This is a genomic window from Sphingobium sp. VMM, from assembly GCF_056790315.1.
Genome location: NZ_JBXGSI010000006.1, coordinates 17,039 through 36,564, shown reverse-complemented (window position 1 = coordinate 36,564; position 19,526 = coordinate 17,039). Strand labels below are relative to the sequence as shown.

20 protein-coding genes are annotated in these 19,526 nt (G+C 65.4%); 6 read left to right on the top strand and 14 right to left on the bottom strand.

All coding sequences use genetic code 11. The annotated features are described in order from the left end of the window. The first annotated feature begins 20 nt into the window (after window positions 1–20). Window positions 21–650, top strand: coding sequence for a glutathione S-transferase family protein (locus ACUCV3_RS09355; protein ID WP_048939096.1), 630 nt, complete (start codon window positions 21–23; stop codon window positions 648–650). 79 nt (window positions 651–729) lie between these two features. On the opposite strand, the gene ACUCV3_RS09350 is transcribed toward ACUCV3_RS09355, so the two are convergent. The 8 genes from ACUCV3_RS09350 to ACUCV3_RS09315 all read right to left on the bottom strand — a co-directional run bounded on the left by ACUCV3_RS09350 (window position 730) and on the right by ACUCV3_RS09315 (window position 8,842). Continuing rightward, window positions 730–1,464, bottom strand: coding sequence for a Bax inhibitor-1/YccA family protein (locus ACUCV3_RS09350; protein WP_048939075.1), 735 nt, complete (start codon window positions 1,462–1,464; stop codon window positions 730–732). A gap of 123 nt (window positions 1,465–1,587) precedes the next feature. Continuing rightward, a complete protein-coding gene (locus ACUCV3_RS09345) occupies window positions 1,588–2,259 on the bottom strand; it encodes a cyclase family protein (protein ID WP_048939074.1) in 672 nt (223 codons plus the stop codon). Next, window positions 2,256–2,513 carry a CBU_0592 family membrane protein gene (locus ACUCV3_RS09340; RefSeq protein WP_037515777.1) on the bottom strand — a complete coding sequence of 86 codons (258 nt, stop codon included), beginning with the start codon at window positions 2,511–2,513 and terminating at the stop codon, window positions 2,256–2,258. Before ACUCV3_RS09340 ends, ACUCV3_RS09345 begins: the two co-directional genes overlap by 4 nt. 79 nt (window positions 2,514–2,592) lie before the next feature. Then, the gene (acnA, locus tag ACUCV3_RS09335) at window positions 2,593–5,262 is read right to left on the bottom strand and encodes an aconitate hydratase AcnA (protein WP_048939073.1); all 2,670 of its coding nucleotides are present in this window, start codon (window positions 5,260–5,262) and stop codon (window positions 2,593–2,595) included. A gap of 306 nt (window positions 5,263–5,568) precedes the next feature. Beyond that, window positions 5,569–7,323 carry a DUF885 domain-containing protein gene (locus ACUCV3_RS09330; RefSeq protein WP_482240585.1) on the bottom strand — a complete coding sequence of 585 codons (1,755 nt, stop codon included), beginning with the start codon at window positions 7,321–7,323 and terminating at the stop codon, window positions 5,569–5,571. Window positions 7,324–7,377: 54 nt separating this feature from the next. After that, window positions 7,378–7,581, bottom strand: a complete 204-nt coding sequence (locus tag ACUCV3_RS09325) for a DUF5818 domain-containing protein (protein ID WP_482240584.1) — start codon at window positions 7,579–7,581, stop codon at window positions 7,378–7,380. 5 nt (window positions 7,582–7,586) lie between these two features. Beyond that, window positions 7,587–7,772 carry a DUF1328 domain-containing protein gene (locus tag ACUCV3_RS09320; RefSeq protein WP_004211340.1) on the bottom strand — a complete coding sequence of 62 codons (186 nt, stop codon included), beginning with the start codon at window positions 7,770–7,772 and terminating at the stop codon, window positions 7,587–7,589. Between the two features lie 71 nt (window positions 7,773–7,843). Further along, window positions 7,844–8,842, bottom strand: a complete 999-nt coding sequence (locus ACUCV3_RS09315) for a 2-hydroxyacid dehydrogenase (protein ID WP_010337376.1) — start codon at window positions 8,840–8,842, stop codon at window positions 7,844–7,846. A 102-nt stretch (window positions 8,843–8,944) separates the two neighbouring features. Between ACUCV3_RS09315 and ACUCV3_RS09310 the strand changes: the two genes are divergently transcribed. Then, window positions 8,945–9,442 carry an SH3 domain-containing protein gene (locus tag ACUCV3_RS09310; RefSeq protein ID WP_004211336.1) on the top strand — a complete coding sequence of 166 codons (498 nt, stop codon included), beginning with the start codon at window positions 8,945–8,947 and terminating at the stop codon, window positions 9,440–9,442. Window positions 9,443–9,473: 31 nt separating this feature from the next. On the opposite strand, the gene ACUCV3_RS09305 is transcribed toward ACUCV3_RS09310, so the two are convergent. Beyond that, window positions 9,474–9,812: a hypothetical protein gene (locus tag ACUCV3_RS09305; RefSeq protein ID WP_137405288.1), complete on the bottom strand. Its 339-nt coding sequence runs from the start codon at window positions 9,810–9,812 to the stop codon at window positions 9,474–9,476. 97 nt (window positions 9,813–9,909) lie between these two features. Here ACUCV3_RS09305 and ACUCV3_RS09300 point away from each other — a divergent pair, with 97 nt between their 5' ends. Together ACUCV3_RS09300 and ACUCV3_RS09295 are read left to right on the top strand one after the other, a co-directional pair. Continuing rightward, window positions 9,910–10,914, top strand: coding sequence for a hypothetical protein (locus tag ACUCV3_RS09300; RefSeq protein ID WP_159078586.1), 1,005 nt, complete (start codon window positions 9,910–9,912; stop codon window positions 10,912–10,914). Window positions 10,915–10,952: 38 nt separating this feature from the next. After that, window positions 10,953–11,489 (top strand): CAP domain-containing protein, encoded by a 537-nt coding sequence (locus ACUCV3_RS09295; RefSeq protein ID WP_234415741.1) that lies wholly within the window; start codon window positions 10,953–10,955, stop codon window positions 11,487–11,489. Window positions 11,490–11,739: 250 nt separating this feature from the next. On the opposite strand, the gene ACUCV3_RS09290 is transcribed toward ACUCV3_RS09295, so the two are convergent. The 4 genes from ACUCV3_RS09290 to ACUCV3_RS09275 all read right to left on the bottom strand — a co-directional run bounded on the left by ACUCV3_RS09290 (window position 11,740) and on the right by ACUCV3_RS09275 (window position 16,304). Further along, window positions 11,740–11,937: a hypothetical protein gene (locus tag ACUCV3_RS09290; RefSeq protein WP_004211334.1), complete on the bottom strand. Its 198-nt coding sequence runs from the start codon at window positions 11,935–11,937 to the stop codon at window positions 11,740–11,742. 127 nt (window positions 11,938–12,064) lie between these two features. Then, entirely contained in the window at window positions 12,065–13,378 is a 1,314-nt protein-coding gene (locus ACUCV3_RS09285; protein ID WP_048939430.1) for an amidohydrolase family protein, read from the bottom strand. Then, complete coding sequence (locus ACUCV3_RS09280) at window positions 13,375–14,778, bottom strand: amidohydrolase (RefSeq protein WP_048939431.1); 1,404 nt, start codon at window positions 14,776–14,778, stop codon at window positions 13,375–13,377. Before ACUCV3_RS09280 ends, ACUCV3_RS09285 begins: the two co-directional genes overlap by 4 nt. Further along, window positions 14,775–16,304 (bottom strand): peptide MFS transporter, encoded by a 1,530-nt coding sequence (locus ACUCV3_RS09275; RefSeq protein ID WP_048939432.1) that lies wholly within the window; start codon window positions 16,302–16,304, stop codon window positions 14,775–14,777. The genes ACUCV3_RS09280 and ACUCV3_RS09275 overlap by 4 nt, the downstream gene beginning before the upstream one ends. 176 nt (window positions 16,305–16,480) lie before the next feature. On the opposite strand from ACUCV3_RS09275, the gene ACUCV3_RS09270 reads away from it, so the two are divergent. Continuing rightward, a complete protein-coding gene (locus tag ACUCV3_RS09270) occupies window positions 16,481–17,059 on the top strand; it encodes a nitroreductase family protein (protein WP_048939433.1) in 579 nt (192 codons plus the stop codon). 73 nt (window positions 17,060–17,132) lie between these two features. Beyond that, window positions 17,133–17,477, top strand: a complete 345-nt coding sequence (locus tag ACUCV3_RS09265) for a GntR family transcriptional regulator (RefSeq protein WP_004211328.1) — start codon at window positions 17,133–17,135, stop codon at window positions 17,475–17,477. 30 nt (window positions 17,478–17,507) lie between these two features. Here the strand turns inward: ACUCV3_RS09265 and ACUCV3_RS09260 are convergent, their stop codons facing one another. Next, window positions 17,508–19,523, bottom strand: coding sequence for a tetratricopeptide repeat protein (locus tag ACUCV3_RS09260; RefSeq protein ID WP_122928207.1), 2,016 nt, complete (start codon window positions 19,521–19,523; stop codon window positions 17,508–17,510). Window positions 19,524–19,526 lie beyond the last annotated feature (3 nt).

The following is a 19,526-nucleotide window of genomic DNA, read 5'->3' as shown; positions in this document are numbered from 1 at the left end:
CTTTCCAAGGAGAATGCATGATGGCGGACCCGGTTCTTCTCTATACCAACCCCATGTCCCGCGGGCAGATTGCCCGCTGGATGCTGGAGGAGGTCGGCGCCCCCTATGAGGCGGTGATCCTGGATTATGCCGGCGGGATGAAGACCGCCGACTATCGCGCCATCAACCCGATGGGCAAGGTGCCGGCGATCGTCCATGGCGGCAAGGTGGTGACCGAATGCGCCGCCATCTGCGCCTATCTGGCCGACGCCTTCCCGGCCGCCGGCCTGGCGCCGGCGACCGATGACCGGGCCGATTATTATCGCTGGCTCTTCTTTGCTGCCGGACCGGTGGAGGCCGCCGTCACCAACAAGGCGATGGGCTTCGTCCTGCCCGAGGGACGCGAGCGCAGCGCGGGCTATGGCTCGCTCGACGACACGCTCGATACGCTGGAAACGGCGGTCACCGGCCGCAGTTGGATCTGCGGCGGCACCTTCACCGCGGCGGACGTCTATGTCGGCGCGCAGATCGACTGGGGGCTCGCCTTCGGCACCATCCCCAGCCGCCCGGCGTTCGAGGCCTATGCCTCCCGGCTGCGCGAGCGCCCAGCCTATAAAAGGCAGAAGGAGATGGACAACGCCCTGATCGCCGAGATGCAGAAACAAGGCTGAGCCTGCCCCCTTCCCCACAAAGCAAAAGGCCCGGCGGAGATGTCCGCCGGGCCTTTTTTGACTTGCCGTTCGACCGCTATCAGCGACGATCGCCGAACAGGCGCAGCAGGAACAGGAACATGTTGATGAAGTCGAGATAGAGGTTCAGCGCCCCCATCACCACCGACTTGCCCATCATCTCCGTGCCGGCGACATAAGCATAGATGCTCTTGATCTTCTGCGTGTCATAGGCGGTGAGGCCCGCAAACAGCAGCACGCCAACGGCGCTGATGACCAGATCCATCATGCTGGAGCGCAGGAAGATGTTGATCAGGCTGGCGACCAACAGGCCGACCACGCCCATGATCAGGAAGGTGCCGAAGCCCGACAAATCCTTCTTGGTGGTGTAGCCGAACAGGCTGAGGCCGGCGAAGGCCGCAGCGGTCGCGAAGAAGGTCTGCGCGATCGACGTGCCGGTATAGACCAGGAAGATCGACGACAGCGACAGGCCCATCACGGCGGCATAGGCCCAGAACAGGCTCTGCATCGCGACGGTCGACAGCTTGTTGATGCCAAAGCTCATCACCATGACGAAAGCCAGCGGCGCGAACATGATGACATATTTCAGGATGCCGGGGCCGGCGAGGATTTGGAGCGCCAGACCGCTCGACGCGAACAGCATCGCGACGACACCGGTCAGCAGCACGCCGCTCGCCATATAATTATAGACCGACAGCATATATTTGCGCAGCCCGGCATCGAACGCCTCGCTGCGCGCGGCGCTGGCATTGCCAAAGCCTGCGATGTCGGAACGGGGGTCGGACCAATTGGCCATGGGTAAAATCTCCTTGGACGGCCTTTCTCGGCCGATCGTCATAGTATCGGCGCTAACGCCTCTCAGTTCAAGCGAAAGCCGAAGGCTAACAGCGATGTCATGCCTGAAGGCTACGCTAAAAGATCATGTCAAATTGACTTGCGCGAAGGCTCGGACCGGGAATGTGCCCATGCCGACGATCTTGGGCGGCACCGCGGTGAAGGCGAAGCCGGCATCCGGCAGCATGGCCAGATTGGTCATATGTTCGCAGATCAGCACGCCCGCCCCCAACAGCTCGCGATGGACCGGGCGGCCGGTGCCGGGCCGCGTATCGTCGATATTATGGCTGTCGATGCCGACCAGCCGGGCGCCGCGCGCCACCAGCATCTGCGCCGCCGCTTCGGTCAGGAAGGGGTGATCCTCATAATAGGCGGGCGTGCGCCAGTGCCGGTCCCAACCGGTGTGGACCAGCACCGCGCGGCCGGCGACATCGATCCCATCCAGATCGGCGGCGTCGGTCGCCAGGCCCACGGCCTCGAACGGCCTGCGCACCACGATCGCCGGCAGGCTGGCCAGCCGGTCGAGGTCGAGCATGGAGAGATCATCGCCCTCCTCGAAGCGGTGGAAGGGCGCATCGAGATAGGTGCCGGTGTTCGACACCATGTCGATCCGTCCCATCTGAAACGCGCTGCCATCGGCATAGTTGGCGCGCGACTGTTCGCGGGTCCAGTAATCGCAGATATGCGGCGCGGCGACGCCCTTATAGGTGGTCATGCCATGTTCGATGGCGTGGCTGAGATCGATGAAGCGGGTCATGACGGGGACATTCTCCTACGGAAGATGCGCCACAGGGTGGAAAAGCCGACGACCGCCCAGATGATGTTGAGCACCATCGAGGGAAAGGCGCCATGCCACCAGGTGTTGAGGATGAAGAAGGCGGCGCCGACGGCGTTGAGCCACTGGAAGGTCGCCGACCCGCCCGACAGCCGCCCGGTCGAGACGCCGACATAGGCGATCAGCACCAATATCGCGCCGGCCCAGCCGACGATCTCCACGAACAGCGCCACCATCCACCCCCAAATGAAAAGGGCTCCCTCCTCACGGAGAGAGCCCTCATTCCTTAGCTCAGCGCGTCAACCGATCAAGCGCTCAGGCGGCGAGCTTGCGCAGCACATATTGCAGGATGCCGCCATTGAGGAAATATTCCAGCTCGTTGACGGTATCGATGCGGCAGAGCGCGGTGAAGCTGAAGGTCGAACCGTCGGCGCGGGTGACCTGCACTTCGACATCCTGGCGGGGCTTGAGGTCGGCGACACCGGTGATGGTGAAGCTGTCATCGCCCTTGAGGCCCAGCGTGTCGCGGGTCTGGCCGTCCTTGAACACCAGGGGCAACACGCCCATGCCGACCAGGTTCGAGCGGTGGATGCGCTCGAAGCTTTCGACGATCACGGCGCGCACGCCGAGCAGGTTGGTGCCCTTGGCCGCCCAGTCGCGCGACGATCCGGTGCCATATTCCTTGCCGCCGATCACGACCAGCGGCGTGCCGTCGGCCTTGTGCTTCATCGCCGCGTCATAAATTGGCATGACTTCGCCCTGATAGCTGGTCATGCCGCCTTCGACGCCGTCGAGCATCAGATTCTTGATGCGGATATTGGCGAAGGTGCCGCGCATCATGACTTCATGATGGCCACGGCGCGAGCCATAGCTGTTATAGTCGGCCTGGGCGACCTGATGCTCGCTCAGCCACTTGCCTGCGGGCGAGGTCGCCTTGATCGAACCGGCCGGCGAGATGTGGTCGGTGGTGATCGAGTCGCCGAAGATCGCCAGCGGCATGGCGCCGATGATGTCCGTGACCGGCGCCGGGGTCATGGTCAGCCCCTCGAAATAGGGCGGGTTGGCGACATAGGTCGACCCGGCACGCCACTTGTAGGTGTCCGACCCGGTCACCTCGATCGCCTGCCAATGGGCGTCGCCCTTGTAGACATTGGCGTAGCGGGCGCGGAACATCTCCCGGTCGACCGCCCCCGCCAGGGTGGTCGCGACCTCGTCATTGGTCGGCCAGATGTCCTTGAGATAGACCGCTTCGCCATCCTTGCTCGTGCCGATCGGGGTGGTGATGAAATCCTCGATCACCGTGCCCTTGAGCGCATAGGCGACGACCAGCGGCGGCGAAGCGAGGAAGTTGGCGCGCACGTCGGGCGAGACGCGACCTTCGAAGTTGCGGTTGCCCGAAATGACGGCGGCGGCAACCAGGCCATTTTCGTTGATCGCCTTGCTGATCGGCTCGGCGAGCGGGCCCGAATTGCCGATGCAGGTGGTACAGCCATAGCCGACGAGGTTAAAGCCGATCGCGTCGAGATGCGCCTGGAGGCCCGCCTTTTCCAGATAGTCGGTGACGACCTGGCTACCGGGCGCCAGCGACGTCTTGACCCAGGGCTTGGGCTTCAGGCCCAGCTCATTCGCCTTCTTGGCGACGAGGCCGGCGGCGATCAGCACATTGGGGTTGGAGGTGTTGGTGCAGCTGGTGATCGCGGCAATGGTGACGTCGCCATCGCCAATATCATAATCCTTGCCCTCGACCGGAACGCGGGTCTGCGCCTTCTTGTAGGTATTCACCATGTCCGCGTTGAACACATCGTCCACTTCGGGCAGCGCGACGCGGTCCTGCGGGCGCTTGGGGCCGGCGAGGCTCGGCACCACGGTCGAGAGGTCCAGTTCCAGCGTATCGGTGAAGATCGGCTCTATCGACGGATCGATCCAGAAACCCTGCTGCTTGGCATAGGCCTCGACCAGCGCGATATTCTCGTCGCTGCGGCCGGTCAGGCGCATATAGTCCAGCGTCTTGTCGTCGATGCCGAAGAAGCCGCAGGTCGCGCCATATTCGGGCGCCATATTGGCCAGCGTCGCGCGGTCGGCTAGACTGAGCGTGGCAAGGCCGGGGCCGAAATATTCGACGAAGCGGCCGACCACGCCACGCGCGCGCAGCATCTGGGTGCAGGTCAGCACCAGATCGGTGGCGGTGACGCCTTCCTTCAAATTGCCGGTGAACTTGAAGCCGACAACTTCGGGGATCAGCATCGACACCGGCTGGCCCAGCATCGCGGCCTCCGCCTCGATCCCGCCCACGCCCCAGCCCAGCACGCCCAGGCCATTGACCATGGTGGTGTGGCTGTCGGTGCCGACGCAGGTGTCGGGATAGGCGATGGTGGCGCCGTCGGAGCCTTCGCTCGACCAGACGCCCTGGGCGATATTTTCCAGGTTCACCTGATGGCAGATGCCGGTGCCCGGCGGCACGGCGTAGAAGTTGGCAAGGCTCTTGCTGCCCCATTTCAGGAAGTCGTAGCGCTCCATGTTGCGCTGATATTCGATCTCCATATTGTCCTGGAACGCGCGGGGCGTGCCGAACTCGTCGACCATGACACTGTGGTCGATGACGAGGTGGACGGGCACCTGCGGGTTGATCTTGCTGGCATCGGCGCCCAGCGCATTCATCGCGTCGCGCATGGCGGCCAGGTCGACGACGCAGGGCACGCCGGTAAAGTCCTGCAGCAGCACGCGCGCCGGGCGATACTGGATCTCGCGCTCGGCCTTGCCCTTGTCATTCTGCCAGTCGACGATCGCCTTGATATCGTCGGTGGTGACGGTCACGCCGTCCTCGAAGCGCAGCAGATTTTCCAGCAGCACCTTCATCGAGAAAGGCAGGCGCGAAACGTCTCCAAGCTTCGCAGCAGCCTTTTCCAACGAATAATAGGCGATGTCCTTGCCGCCGACATTGAGCGTGTCGCGCGTGCCGAGAGTATCCTGTCCGGTGGCGGTCATAAGATATGCGTCTCCTCGCATAGGCCCGGCCATGCGGAAGGAAGCGTCGCGTTCCCACCAGAAGCCACGAAGACGCGGCAAGGTGGAGGGAGGCGCCCCAACCTATGGTCGAAGCAAGTGTGTCCCGATGAGCGGTGGCATACAGATTGCCACCGCCAAGTAAAAGGGACAAAATGGTCGAAACCGCCTTTATTTCCGCCATTTTTGCTTACTGAAAATCATTCGCAGCGACGCGCACAAGGGCCGCACTTTTATTGTGCGCGGGGCGTGGAAATCACGCCCGCCCCGCCCCATATCTTGCCTTTATCAGCGCGCCTTTTCCGCTGCGATCCAGCCGTCGATCTGGCTTTCCAGCACGGTAAGCGGCACCGCCCCCTGCGACAGTACCGCATCATGGAAACGGCGCAGGTCGAACTTGGGCCCGAGCTGCTGTTCCGCCCGCGCCCGCAGCTCGCGGATCTTGATCTCGCCCAGCTTGTAGCCCAGCGCCTGCCCCGGCCAGCTGATGTAGCGATTGACCTCCGCATCGATATTGGCGTCGCTCAGGGCGCTGTTCGCCTTCATGAAGGCGACGGCCTTCGCCTTGTCCCAGCCCTTGGCATGGATGCCGGTGTCCACCACCAGCCGGCAGGCGCGCCACATCTCATAGGACAGGCGGCCCATCATCTTTTCGGGCGTGTCGTAGAGGCCCATCTCCTCGCCCAGATATTCGGTGTAGAGCGCCCAACCCTCGACATAGGCGGTGAAGCCGGCGAGATATTTGCGGAAGGGCGGCAGCGGCAATTCCTGCTGCAGTGCGATCTGATTGTGATGGCCCGGCACCGCCTCATGCGCGGTCAGTGCCGGCAATTCCCAGAAGGGCCGCTGGTCCAATTTCGACGTATTGACCCAGTAGGTGCCCGATATCCCCGCTTCGGGCGCGCCGGGGCCATAATAGGCGGTGGTCGTCCCTTCCGCCTCGGCCGCCGGGATCGGCTTGATGCCATAGGGCAGGCGCGGCAGCGTGGCGAAATAGCGCGGCAGCAGGCCGTCGATCATCTTGGCCTGGCGCGCGGCGACGCGCAGCAATTCCTCGGGCGTCTTCGCGTAATAGCTGGGGTCGGTACGCAGATGCTGGATGAAGGCGGCACGGCTGGGATAGCCCGCCTTGGCCGCGATCGCGTCCATCCGCTTGCCGATGCGGGCGACCTCATCCAGCCCGATCTGGTGGATTTGATCGGGGGTCAGGTCGGTGGTGGTGTGGGTGCGCACCCGGCTGGCATACCAGGCCGCGCCACCCGGCAGCGTCGATGCGCTGTCGCTCTTGCGGCATTTGGGCAGATAGTCCGCCACGAACAGGTCGTGCCATTTGCCATATTCCGGCGTGATGACATCGCGGATCACCGCCACCGCGCGCGCCTGTAGCGCCGCCCAGTCGGCATCGCTGATGTCGCGCGGCTTGGTGCGGGTGAAGGGCTCGTAGAAGCGCGTTCCTTCCGGCGCCCCGGCGACGATGCCGCTGATCCCCTTGGCAAAGCCGCCCAGCACCGAACAGGGCAGCACATAGCCGCCCTTGATCGCCTGGCGAGTGATCACCATGCCATCGCCATTCTGCTTCGGGTAAAGGGCCAGGCGCTTCAGATAGCTCTCATAATCGGCGCGGGTGTAGAAAGGCAGGCCGTCGGCCATGCCGGAAAAGCCCTGATGCCAGCTATAATAGGTGGTGAAGAGCATCAGCCGTTCGGCCTGATGCTTGTCGCTGGCGATATCGTCGCGCAGCATCCATAGCAGCACCGCGCGATTGACCTTGTCAGCGGCGTCCAGCCCTGTCTCCGGCACCGCATCCAGCCGGGTGACGAAGCCCTGTTCCGCCTTGATCTGGGCATCGCGGGCGCCAAGCGACAGGTCGGAAATCTGGTCGTCATAGTCGCGCACGCCGCGCGCCGTCGCCTCCACCGGATGGACCGACAGATACCATGCCCAGTGATCGTCGATCACCTTGGTCAGCTGGTCATGGGGAGTCTGGGCGTGAGCCAGAGCGGGCGCCGCAACGGCGAGCATCAGGGTAATGATCTTGCGCATGGGCGCAACTGATCGCGCGGCGCAACGATTCTGGCAAGATGGCCCGATGCCGGTTCAGGCGGCGGCTACGCCGTCCGCTTCGACAATGTCGTCGCCGGCATAATAGCCGCGCACCCGGAACCGCTTTTCCACATGGTCGACCGGCACCCGCAGCAGCACCAATCGCCAGGTGCCGCCAAGATCACGCTGGAGCAGGAAGCCGGCCTCATCGCGCAGCAACCGCCCGGTTTCATCCACTCCAGCGCCAATCTCGATCATGCGTGTCAGTCTATCGCGTCCTTGATGCCCTTGCCAGCCAGAAGGCCCAGAACAAGGAAGATCAGGAACAGGGCGATGGCGATGCCGAACAGCAATTTGGCGATGCCGACGAAGGTGCCGGCGGCGCCGCCGAAGCCGAGGACGGCGAGCACGGCCGCGATCACAAGGGCAATGATGGCAAGACGAATCATGGTGGGATTCCTTCCGTTTCTCTGATGTTTCCAAACGGAGGAAGGCGCGCATTGTTCCGCGCGCGCAGCGTTCAGACCCAGCCTTCAAGCACCTGATTGGGCGGGCGGTGGCCGTCGGCCCAGGTGCGGATATTGGCGATGACGCGCGCGCCGGTGGCGTCGCGCCCCTCGAAGGTCGCCGAGCCGACATGGGGCAGCAGGGTGACATTGGCGAGCGCCAGCAGCCGCGGATCGACCGCCGGCTCATGGGTGTAAACGTCAAGCCCGGCGCCGGCGATCCGTGCTTCGGCAAGCGCGGCGATCAGCGCCGGCTCGTCGGTGATTTCCGCGCGGGAGGTGTTGATGAGATAGGCGTCGGGCCGCATCAGGCCGATCCGCCGCGCATCGATCAGGCCGCGGCTGTCGGCATTGAGCGGGCAATGAATCGACACGATGTCGCATTCGCGCAGCAGCGCGTCGAGATCGTCATGCCAGCTGGCCTCCAACTCCTGCTCCACCTCGAACGGCAGGCGATGGCGGTTATGATAGGCGATGGAGAGGCCGAACGCCTTGGCGCGGCGGGCGACGGCGCGACCGATGCGGCCCATGCCAATGATGCCCAGCTTCTTGCCGCCGATGCGGTGCCCCAGCATGCCCGACGGGCTCCAGCCATGCCACTGGCCCGAGCGCACCAGCTTCTCCCCCTCCGCCAGGCGGCGGGGCACGGAGAGGATCAGCGCCATGGTCATGTCGGCCGTGTCTTCGGTCAACACGCCGGGCGTGTTGGTGACGATCACGCCCCTGGTCCGCGCGGCGGCCAGGTCGATATGGTCGACGCCGCTGCCGAAGCTGGCGATCAGTTGCAGCCGGTCGGGCGCGCCGGCGATCAGTTCCGCATCGATCTGGTCGCTGATGCAGGGCACCAGCACGTCGCACTGCGCCATGGCGGCGGCGAGTTCGGCCCGGTTCATGGGAATGTCGCCGGTGTTGAAGCTGGCGTCGAACAGTTCGGCCATGCGCGCCTCCACATTGGGGGGCAGGCGACGCGTCACGATGACGCGCGGCGTTGCGGGGCGCGGTTTCCTGGCCATAGCATGGCCGCTATTCCCGCCTGCCCCGCCGGTCAAGCGGATATGCTGCCGCCTGCGATTGAAAGCTTGTCGCGACCGGCCGGACAAGCGTATGGAAAGACCATGGGTGATATGGGCAAAGGGTCGGGCATGAAGCGCCTGCTGCTGGGCGCGGGCATGATCGCGGCACTGACCAATATGAGCGGCGCGGCGGCGGCCCCGGCCAAGCCGGTGCCCTATTGGGCGTCGCTGTCGCATGACGAGGCGCGGATGCGCGTCGGCCCCAGCCTCGATTACCCGTCCAACTGGGTCTATCAGCGCCGCGACCTGCCGGTGAAAGTGGTGCAGGTGCTGGGCCTGTGGCGCAAGGTGGAAGACCCTGACGGTGCCCAGGGCTGGATGCATGTCCGCCTGCTGAGCGATACCGCCACGGCGATCGTCACCGCGGCGCAAGCACCGATGCACGAGGGCGCGAGCGAAACCAGCCGCACCCTGTTCCGCGCCGAAAAGGGCGTGGTCGGCCGGATCGGTTCCTGCTCGAGCGGCTGGTGCGCATTCGACGTAAAGGGCCAGAAGGGCTTCGTGAAGGCGAGCGACGTGTGGGGCGCCACCAGCGGCTGAACCCGGCGCGGCAAAATAGGAAATGCCGCGCTTAACTTCGCATATTTCCCGCACATCCTGACATTTTCGTGCCGATGATGGAAATTATCGTGCGAGACCATGGATGCGCGCGGACGATGGGAAAGAGCCGGCGACGGTATAGCGGAAAGCCGGCGCTGTAGGACAGACGCCACGGCCCCGGCGCCATCGCCCCTAAGGATTTTCCGCCATCGGCCATCCGGAATAGCCCGATTGTTTCGCACCCGACATCGTCATAGCAATCCGTTTGTCGCAGCGCGCCGGGATTGACCCCGACATCTGCCTGGACATGGGGGACAGCGATGGCTTGGAGCAGGCGCGCATTCATCGGCGCAACGGCAGCATCGGTCACAGGCCTGTCCCTGATACCGGGCCTGATACCAGCCAGGGCGAATGCGCAGGCGAACCGGCAAAAAACCTATGGCGTCGTCGAAATCCGGCGGGGCGGAATGAGCGTCGCAGCCTACCGGTTTGACCGTGACCAGCTGGGCCGACGAAAGCTTTCAGGCTTCGAGCGCATGGCGCCGGAACCCACCGGCAAGGCCTTCGTGGAAACCGAACTGGCCAGCCCACTTGGCCCCGCAGCGGATGACGCCATGGCCGCCCAGAGCGTCGACATCGTGGCTGGCCATATCGATCGGCTGAAGTCCCAGCATGGATTGCAGACCAGCGACATTGCCGTGCTGGTCTCGGGCGGCCTGATCGACTTCGCGCCAGGCCGGGTGGAGCAATTCATCGCCGCCCTTCCCGCACGAACGGGCATCACCCCCGAAATCATCTCGATCAAGGATCAGGCGCGGCTGGGCTATGACTGGATCGTGCGCCCCGCTGATCGCCGCAATGTGATGCACGTCAACATCGCCAGCGGCACTATCAAGGGCGGCTATTATGACCAGCATGGCCAGTTTGTCGCCCTTTCGGCACCCTATGGAGCCAAGACGATGGCCGGCGCGGTCAAGCTTCGCTGGCCGGACGTCCGCACCGCCACCGTCGGCCAAAGGGCATCGGAATTTTACGGCGACACCGTGGCTCCGGTGCTGGCGCCACAGATTGCGACGGAACCCCCACCCCAGCAACGCCCGACCGTCTATCTGACGGGAGGGATCGTGACGGCAACCGCCGTGATCTTCCGCCCGAAGGCCATTCTCCAGCCTCATCATTGGGTAGAGATGCAACCCGATGATTTTGCGAACCTGCTCGGCCTGATCGCAAGCGGCACCCCTTATGGTGGGCCATTACCCGCGACCCTGACCGGCGAGGAAGGCGACCGCGTGCGCGACGCCCTGCACCGGGTGCGGAACAGCTTCAACCCGCACGAGATGGCCGCCGGGGCGGCCATCGGCGATGGGCTGGCGCGGCAGCTGCGCTTTGACCAGCGGATCAGGCTGGCGCTGCCCCAATTGGCTGGCACCCAGATCTGGGTCTCGCAATATCTGCTCGAAAAATTCGGCTGATGCCCCGCGCGATCTACCATCAGAACAAGGAGAGGTTGATGATGCTGGAGCTTCTCACGCGCCCCTCGATACAACGGTCAGCCGCCATTCTGCTGGGCCTTATCGCCGCATCACCGGTACAGGCGCAGAACCGGCTCGACAATTTCGACCAGCGCGTCCTGGCCGCCCATAATGCGGAGCGTGGCCAGATTGGCGTGCCCAACCTTAGCTGGAGCCCGGCGCTCGCCGCCGACGCGGCGCGATGGGGCGCCAATCTCCAGACGCTAAGCGATCTCGAACATGATGGTTCGCTGGTCGCCGAGGGCGAGAATCTGTGGCGGGGCAGCAAGGGCGCCTATACGCCCGAAGACATGGTGACGATGTGGATCGACGAGAAGGCGGCGTTCAAGAATGGCGTGTTCACCGATGTGAGCACATCGGGCCAGTGGGAAGATGTCGGCCATTACACGCAGGTGATCTGGCGCGACACGACGCAGGTGGGATGTGCGCTCGTCACCGTGGCCAGCGGCGAGGATGAGATACTGGTCTGCCGCTATCTCGACGGCGGCAATGTCACCGGCCAGATGACCTACTGATCGCGCGAGATCATGCGGCGCCTGTCGCGCAGGGAGGGCAGCATTCCTGTCAGAAGTCGACCATGACCGAGAGCCAGAGGCGGCGCCTTTCCCGGTTAATCGAATGGGTCGGCAGGTCGCGCCATGGACTGCCCTTTCGAACAGTCCACAGCACGACTTCCATGAATAGCTGATTGTTCTTGCCGCTACGTCCGGGGGCAGTTTGCCCAGATAGTGCGCTTCTATCGTCGCCCAGCTGGATTCACGGCCCCTAGAACAGGCTGCCGTCTATATCCGGCTCGGGGCTGTCCTGCATGCCTCTGGTCTGGATGGCCATTTCGACTTCGCCCGCCAGCAGCGCGGCGTCGTTGCCGGTGAAGCCGCTTTCGGCATCGATCAGATCATCCAGTTTGAAGCGGGCGGCAAACATCTGGAACCGCTCGAGGGCTTCGTTCAGTTCATCGGGCATGGGGCCTCTCCTATCGCGGTTGCGTCCTGCCCCAACGAGGCAGGGTTGCCTTTGGTGCCATGGCCCCCGCATTTTGCCGGCAGATGTGCGCGGCATGAAAAAGGGGGCCGTGGCCCCCTTCCCCATCTTACCATTCATAGGCCTTGGGCAGGCTGCCCTCGGTCGGGGTGGCGTAGCGGTCGCGCAGCTTGGTCTGGCGGTTGTCGATCGGCTGCTGGATGCCGTCGATCCACACCGCGACCGGCGCCGATTCCATTTCCAGCGGATCGCCGTCCCAGATCACCACGTCGCCCGCCTTGCCGGCCTTGAGCGAGCCGATCCGGTCGCCCAGCCCCATCGCCTCGGCCGGGGCGGAGGTGATGCTGCGCAGCGCCTGGCCCCAGCTGAGGCCAGTGGCGCCCGGCACCTTGTTGAGCGCGACCATATTGCCCGCCTGCTGGGTGGCGAGGCGCAGTTGCAGCGCTTCGTCCCGGTCCATCAGGCCCATGGCGACGGGCACGCCGGCCTTCACCATGCGGCCGACATTGCTCTGGGTCGCCGCCAGCTTCTCGAAGCTGGAGGGCAGGTCGTCGAGCCCGCCGGCGATCACCGGCACCTTGGCGGCGGCGATCTGGCTGGCGACCATCCAGCCTTCGGTCGCGCCGGCGAGGATCAGCTTCAGCGCCGGGAAGTCCTTCCTGAGCGCCAGCACGCCGAGAATGTCGCGCGCGCTTTCGACATGGATCATCAGCGGCATGGCGCCGGTGACGACCGGGACCAGCGCCTCGGCATCGACGCGGTTGAGCAAAGCGTCCTTCGACCGGCCATCATAGCTGGCCGGGGCCTTGGCATAATCCTGCGCCTCGCGCAGCATCATCTTGAAGGTGAGATAGGCGGCCGGTCGGCTGCCGCCGGCATCCTCCGCCCCTTCTTCGCCCATCTCGACATATTGGAAGGCGCGCGCCTTGGTGATCGGGTCCATGTCGGCCCCCAGATCGACCACGGCGCCCTGCCCGGCAAAGATGCCGTTGCCGGTCGCGGGCACCACCACCGCGCGGGTCACGCCGGCGGTGCGGCTGATCGCGATCGGGTTGGCCAGCGGGTTGATTGCCGGTGCAACATCGATCGCGGCCGAGAAAGGCGTGCGGGCGTTGATGTCGTTGGTTTCCTTGACGCCGGGCACTTCGGCCAGGCCCACGCGCGAGAAGCCCGAGACGATGCCGGGCGTCACCCATTTGCCGCTGGCGTCGATGGTCTTGGCGCCAGCCGGCACGGCAACGCCGGCCCCGGCGGCCACCACCTTGCCGGCGGAAATGACCACGGTGCCATTCTGGATCGGTTCCGACCCGTCACCGATCGCTAGGGTGGCGCCAGTGATGGCGATGGTCTGGGCCAGGGCCATGGGCGAGGCGGCAACGGCCAGCAGCGCGGCGGCGGCGCGGATTGCGGTCTTCATCGTCATTTCACGTCTCCCGCGCCGATCTGGCCGAGTTCGAAGTCGGTTACCGGGCGCCGCTTGGGATCATTGGCGTCATAGAGCAAGGCGCCGTCGACCCAGACCTTTTCCGGCCGGGTATAGGTGCTGAACGGATTGCCGTTCCACAGCACGACGTCGGCCATCTTGCCGACCTTCAGGCTGCCGGTCTGGTCGGCGATGCCCATCGCCTTGGCCGGGTTGATGGCGAGCCAGGTCCAGGCGATCTCGTCAGGGATATTCAGCCCCATGCGACGGCCCGCGCCCAATGCCTTGGCCGCTTCCTGGTTCAGCCGCTGAATGCCATTCTCGTCGTCGGAATGGACGATGGCGCAGGCGCCGGCCTGGTGGACGAGCGGGACATTTTCCTTGATCCCGTCATAGGCTTCCATCTTGAAGCCATACCAGTCGCCCCACATGGCGGCGCAGATGCCGTTCTCGCGCAGCAGGTCGGCGATCTTGTAGGCCTCGACCGCGTGGTGGAAGGCGGTGACCTTGTAGCCGAACTCCTTCGACATATCGATCACATTGGCCATCTCGTCGGCGCGGTAGCAATGGTTCTGGACCAGGATCTTGCCTTCCAACGCGTCGGCCAGCGTCTCCATGCCCAGGTCACGGGTCTGGTCCTTACCGGCGGCGCGCTTCTTCTGATATTCGCGCGCCTTGATCCAGGTCTGGCGATCGACCGCCATATTGCCCATGCGGGTGCTGGGCTCGCGCCCCTTGGCGCCGTAGACGCGCTTGGGATTTTCGCCGCAGGCCATCTTCAGGCCATAGGGCGCGCCGGGGAACTTCATCCCCTGCATGGTGCGGGCCTGGACATTCTTCAGGATCACGCTGCGACCGCCGAACAGATTGCCCGAACCGGGCAGGATCTGAAGCGTGGTGACGCCGCCATTGGCGAGCGCACGGCCAAAGCCGGGGTCCTGCGGCCAGACCGAATGTTCGGCCCAGACATGGGGCGTGACCGGCGAGGTCATTTCATTGCCGTCCGAATGCGCGTCCACAGCAGGCGAGGGATAGACGCCCAGATGGCTGTGAATGTCGATGACGCCGGGCGTCACGAACTTGCCGGTGCCGTCGAACACCGCGATGTCGGCCGGGATCGGCGTGTCGGGGCCGCCGATCGAGGTGATCTTGCCACCCGACAGGAAGACGACGCCCTTGTCGATCCGCCCGCCCTCACCGTCAAAGATGGTTGCGCCGCGGATCGCGGTCGCGACGCCCGGATAGGGCTTGTAGGTCGAAGGGTAAGGATTGTCCGGCTCGGCCGAACTGCCCTGGGACGCCGGTGCGGGCTGATCCTTTTCCTTCTTGGCGACCGCCGGCGCGGTCATGCCGGTCGCGACCAGCGCCAGCCCCAGCAGCAGCTTGCTGCGTGCGTTCATGCCTGTTTCCCCTTTTCAGCGGCAATGAGATCGAGATGCATCATGCGTTTCACATAGGGCGAGACCAGCAGCACCAGGCCGCCGACCACCACGGAAAACCAGCCGATGCGGCTGTAGACGTCCAGCACCTGGGTCACGTCGCCCGCTTCCCCGCTGCCGGTGGCGCGCGCGATCAGGCCGGCGATGAAATTGCCCGCGGCCATCGCCAGGAACCAGGTGCCCATCACCAGCCCGACCATGTTCGACACCGACAGGCGCGTCATCGCCGACAGGCCGACCGGCGAGAAGCAGAGTTCCGCCATGGTGTGGAGCAGATAGATGAGGAAGACGAAGATCACCGGCGTCAGCGACTGGCCGGCCATCGCCGCGCCCGCGACCAGCACCAGGAAGCCGGCACCGCACAGGATGAGCCCGATGCCGAACTTGGCGGGCGAGGATGGCTCCAGCCGGCGCTCGTCGAGGAAGGTCCACAGCACCGCGAACAGCGGCGCGAGCAGGATGATGTAGATGGAATTGACCGACTGGAACAAAGAGGCCGGCACGTCCCAGCCCAGGATGACGCGATCGACATTGCGGTCGGTGAAGATGTTGAGCGAGGAGCCGGTCTGTTCGAACAGGCCCCAGAAGAGCGGATTGAGCGCGATCAGGAAGAGCGCGGCGAACATCCGGTCGCGCTCCACCTTGGTCAGCACCGTGACCGAGCGCCAAAGGATGTAGGCGACCGTCAGGGCGGAGAAGATCAGCAGCGTATAGCCCAGCAGTTCGGCATAGCGGATGACCATCCAGATCGCCGCCACGCCCAGCGCGGCGCTGGCATAGATGGTCCATTCCTGCGAGATCGTGCCGATCGCCGGCGCGCGCAGCTTTTCCGGCGCGGGCGGCTCGCCCTTGCCCAGCAGCCAGGGCCGCAGCCAGACGAACATGACGAGGCCGAGCAGCATGCCGACGCCGGCCGCGCCGAAGCCCCAGCTCCAGCCCCACAGCTCGCCCAGCAGGCCGCAGACGATCGGTCCGCTGGCGCCGCCCAGGTTGATGCCCATGTAGAAGATAGAGAAGGCCGGGTCGCGACGATGATCGTCACGGGCATAAAGTTCGCCCACCAGCACCGAGATATTAGCCTTCAGGAAGCCGGTGCCGACGATGATGCTGGCCAGCGCCAGATAGAAGCCGTTGAGATAGAAGGCATCCTGCCCCCCCGGCCCTTCGGTGATGGCGATCAGGAAATGGCCGATGGCGATGAACACGCCGCCCACCAGCACCGCCTTGCGCGGGCCAAGGAACCGGTCGGCCAGATAGCCGCCTATCACCGGGGTGATATAGACCAGCGAGGTATAGGCGCCGTAGAGGATATAGGCCTTGTCCTCGCCGAACAGGAAATGTTTGGTGAGGTAGAAAATCAGGATGGCACGCATGCCATAATAGGAAAAACGTTCCCACATTTCCGCGAAAAACAGCAGGAACAGGCCGCGCGGATGGCCGAGCCAGGTCTTGCCTGCCTCCGCCGGTACGGTGATTGCGGTCGCCATCGGACCCCCTTGAAATTGTCTTTTTGTGCCGGCCGGCAAGAGCGGCGGCGTTATGGCACGGACCCTAGAGGGGAAAGGTGGGCAGAGTCAAAGAGGGGTTTGGGGCAGGATTGAAGCGATAGGAAGTGCGCCCTTCACCCTTGCGTCCGGCGGCAAAGCCTCCCATTTGGCAACCGATGTTCAACGACCTTTCCAGCCCCCTCACCCTGCTGCAGACCCGCCGTTCCGGCAAGCCGCGCGACCTGATCGCGCCCGGCCCGGACGATGCGCAGCTGCGCCAGATCCTCGAAGTCGCGCTGCGCACGCCCGATCATGGCAAGCTGGCGCCCTGGCGCTTCGTGATCGTGCCGCAGGACAAAAGGGAAAAGCTGGCCGCGCTGCTGGAGGCCGCCTATCGCGCCGAGAAGCCGGAGGCCGGGCGGCTGGAGATCGAGGCGATGCACCAGTTCGCGCATCAGGCGCCGACCCTGGTGGTGGCGCTGTCCAAGCCGATCGCGAGCAGCAAGATCCCGGTCTGGGAACAGGAATTGTCGGCCGGCGCCGCGATCATGAACCTGTTGCACGCCACCCATGCGCTGGGCTTTGCCGGCGGCTGGCTGACCGGATGGCCGAGCTTCAATGACGATGTGCGCGACGCCTTTGGCAGCGAGGACGAGCGGCTGGCCGGATTCGTCTTCATCGGCACGCCCTCACGCGCGCTGGAAGAACGGCCCCGGCCAGATTATAACGATATCGTATCGACATGGGACAGATAATTGCCGAAAATACGGGCTTTCACGTAACAAGGTCCATTGACCTGCACGGCTGTATTATGGCACTGATGCACTTATGAGCGACGAATCCAAACCCGTCTATCTCCGCCTCCGCGAGATCATTGCCGCCTCCATCCTGGATGGGGACTATCGCGATGGCGACCTCCTCCCCTCGGTCCGCGCCTTTGCCGCGCAGCAGGGCGCCAATCCGCTGACCGTGGCCAAGGCCTATCAGAGCTTCCAGGATGACGGGCTGGTCGTCGTGAAACGCGGCGTGGGCATGTTCGTCGCCGATGGCGCGACCCGCAAGCTGCGCGAGGCGGAACGCAGCCGCTTCCTGGAAAGCGTGTGGCCGCCGGTCGCGGCACAGATCCGGCGGCTGGGCATCCGGCTCGACGAACTGGACAGCCAGAAGGTCTGAAGAAGAGCGCCCCGCGGGGCGCTTTTTTTTTTACAATGAAGCGAGCGCCTTCACCGCCTGCTGGCGATCGGGGAAATGGGCGGCGGCCGCGCGCGACAAAGCGCGCTTCGCCTCCGCCTTGCGCCCGGCGGCGGCATAGGCCTGCCCCAGATGGAACTGGAAAGGCGGGTTTTGCGGCGCGAGGGCGACCGCCTTTTCCAGCAGATCGATCGCCGCCGGCCCCTGCGCATCGGTGCGCAGCAGCACCAGGCCGTAGATATCGGCGGTGACCGGATTGGCCGGCATCAGGCGATAGGCCTGGGCGGCATAGAGGCGCGCCTTGCCGGGCGATCCCGTTTCCAGGCTCGCGCGGGCCAGATCGGCCATCAGCAGCGCATCATGGCCGCCCGTCTGGGCCTGTACCGCCTGCAACAGGCGCAGCGCGCCGCGCCAGTCATGCGCCTGCATCGCCGCCCCGGCCGCCAGTCGCTGCATCTCCACATCCATCGGATTCTGCGCCAGGAACAGGCGGACGAGTTGCAGCGCGCGGGCGGGATCGCCCGCCGCGCTCCAGGCCGCGACCAGCCGCAGCGCGGCATTGCGATCGAACCGGATATTGGCCGCCGCCTCGAAACTGCGGGCGGCATCGGCCGGCCGGCCGGCAGCGACCAGCGCATCGCCCAGCACGACATGAGCGGCCGGCGCGCCGGGATTGGCTCGCGCCAGCAGCCCGGCGCGGTCGACCGCCTCGCCCGTGCGCCCCTGCATCAGCAACGCGCGGATATAGGGGATATTGTCGGCCGCGGTGGCGACATCGGCCGGCGGCGTCATGACGGCGTTCGTGCCCCCCAGCAGGTCCGACGAGGGACGCACCGGCCAGGACGCGCGGGCCAGCAACGCATCGGCCTGCGCGCGATCGCCCAGTTGCTCCTGCGCGCGGGCGGCCAGCGTCAGCACATAGGGATCGGCATCATGGCGATCGACAAGGGGGGCGAGCGTCGCCGCCGTGCCGGCATAGTCGCCGGTCAGATAGGAAGCGCGGGCGAGCAGCGTGCGCGCCACGCGATTGTCGGGCTGCATCGCCACCAGCGGCCCCAGCGCATCGGCCGCCAGCACGGCATTGCCATCCGACAGGTGCAACACGCCGCGCAGCAGCCGGGTCGCCGGCTCGCCATCCAGCCGGCCATCGGTGCGCGCCAGCAGGGTGCGGGCAAGATCGATCTGCCCGGCGCGGGCCGCGATCACCGCCTGAAGGAACCAGGCGCGCGGATTGCCGGGATCGAGCGCCAGGATGCGCCGGCTGACGCTGAGCGCGCGGCTCGCGCGGCCGGCATCGGCCAGTGTCGCGGCATATTCGGTGAGCGGGGCAAGCGCATTGGGATGATCGTCGAGTGCCCGTTCGAACCAGGGCAGCGCCGCCACCAGCCCATATTGATCGCGGATCAGCATGCCGCGCAGGGTCAGCGCATCCGGATCGCCCGGTGCCAGCGTCAGCGCCTTGTCCGCGGCCGCAATCGCCCCGGCCTGATCGCCCAATGTCAGGCGGAACCGGCCAAGATCGACCCAGGTCCGGGCTGCGCGCGGGGCGAGATGCAGCGCATCGTCAAAGGCGCGCTGCGCGGCGTCATTGTCGCCCTTGGCCTGCCAGGCGCGGGCGGCGACACGGGCCGCCTCGGCCGACTTGCCTTCGCCCGCCTGCACGGCGCGCAGGGCGCCATCGGCATCGCCCTGCAACAGCAGCGCCTGCGCCAGCAGTCCATTCGTGTCGCCGACGCTGGCGCCCAGCTTGCGCGCGCGCAGCAGATCGGCCTGCGCCCCGGCGCCATCACCCAACTGCACCAGCGCGCGGGCATGGCCCAGCCGCGCCGGCAGCGACGCCGGATTGCCACGAATGGCGTTCATCATCTCGATCCGGGCGGTGCGCGCATCACCGGCATCCAGCGCGGCCAGCCCGCGCGCGAGCGCGGCACTGCCGTCCGCCTCATGCACGCGCCACTGCCACAGGCCGGCCAGCGCCAGCAGCAGCAGGGCAAGGCCCGCCAGCAGGATCAGGCGTGAGCGCCGCATCGA

Bases quoted from the DNA above. Each gene is read 5' to 3' on its own strand.
- ACUCV3_RS09295 (WP_234415741.1), top strand. From the start codon at position 10,953: ATGATGCTGGAGCTTCTCACGCGCCCCTCGATACAACGGTCAGCCGCC.
- ACUCV3_RS09340 (WP_037515777.1), bottom strand. From the start codon at position 2,513: ATGGTGGCGCTGTTCGTGGAGATCGTCGGCTGGGCCGGCGCGATATTG.
- ACUCV3_RS09280 (WP_048939431.1), bottom strand. From the start codon at position 14,778: ATGAACGCACGCAGCAAGCTGCTGCTGGGGCTGGCGCTGGTCGCGACC.
- ACUCV3_RS09270 (WP_048939433.1), top strand. From the start codon at position 16,481: ATGTTCAACGACCTTTCCAGCCCCCTCACCCTGCTGCAGACCCGCCGT.
- ACUCV3_RS09265 (WP_004211328.1), top strand. From the start codon at position 17,133: ATGAGCGACGAATCCAAACCCGTCTATCTCCGCCTCCGCGAGATCATT.
- ACUCV3_RS09275 (WP_048939432.1), bottom strand. From the start codon at position 16,304: ATGGCGACCGCAATCACCGTACCGGCGGAGGCAGGCAAGACCTGGCTC.
- ACUCV3_RS09320 (WP_004211340.1), bottom strand. From the start codon at position 7,772: ATGATTCGTCTTGCCATCATTGCCCTTGTGATCGCGGCCGTGCTCGCC.
- ACUCV3_RS09260 (WP_122928207.1), bottom strand. From the start codon at position 19,523: ATGCGGCGCTCACGCCTGATCCTGCTGGCGGGCCTTGCCCTGCTGCTG.
- ACUCV3_RS09310 (WP_004211336.1), top strand. From the start codon at position 8,945: ATGGGTGATATGGGCAAAGGGTCGGGCATGAAGCGCCTGCTGCTGGGC.
- ACUCV3_RS09330 (WP_482240585.1), bottom strand. From the start codon at position 7,323: ATGCGCAAGATCATTACCCTGATGCTCGCCGTTGCGGCGCCCGCTCTG.
- acnA (WP_048939073.1), bottom strand. From the start codon at position 5,262: ATGACCGCCACCGGACAGGATACTCTCGGCACGCGCGACACGCTCAAT.
- ACUCV3_RS09345 (WP_048939074.1), bottom strand. From the start codon at position 2,259: ATGACCCGCTTCATCGATCTCAGCCACGCCATCGAACATGGCATGACC.
- ACUCV3_RS09285 (WP_048939430.1), bottom strand. From the start codon at position 13,378: ATGACGATGAAGACCGCAATCCGCGCCGCCGCCGCGCTGCTGGCCGTT.
- ACUCV3_RS09315 (WP_010337376.1), bottom strand. From the start codon at position 8,842: ATGGCCAGGAAACCGCGCCCCGCAACGCCGCGCGTCATCGTGACGCGT.
- ACUCV3_RS09325 (WP_482240584.1), bottom strand. From the start codon at position 7,581: ATGATCGAGATTGGCGCTGGAGTGGATGAAACCGGGCGGTTGCTGCGC.
- ACUCV3_RS09300 (WP_159078586.1), top strand. From the start codon at position 9,910: ATGAGCGTCGCAGCCTACCGGTTTGACCGTGACCAGCTGGGCCGACGA.
- ACUCV3_RS09290 (WP_004211334.1), bottom strand. From the start codon at position 11,937: ATGCCCGATGAACTGAACGAAGCCCTCGAGCGGTTCCAGATGTTTGCC.
- ACUCV3_RS09355 (WP_048939096.1), top strand. From the start codon at position 21: ATGGCGGACCCGGTTCTTCTCTATACCAACCCCATGTCCCGCGGGCAG.
- ACUCV3_RS09350 (WP_048939075.1), bottom strand. From the start codon at position 1,464: ATGGCCAATTGGTCCGACCCCCGTTCCGACATCGCAGGCTTTGGCAAT.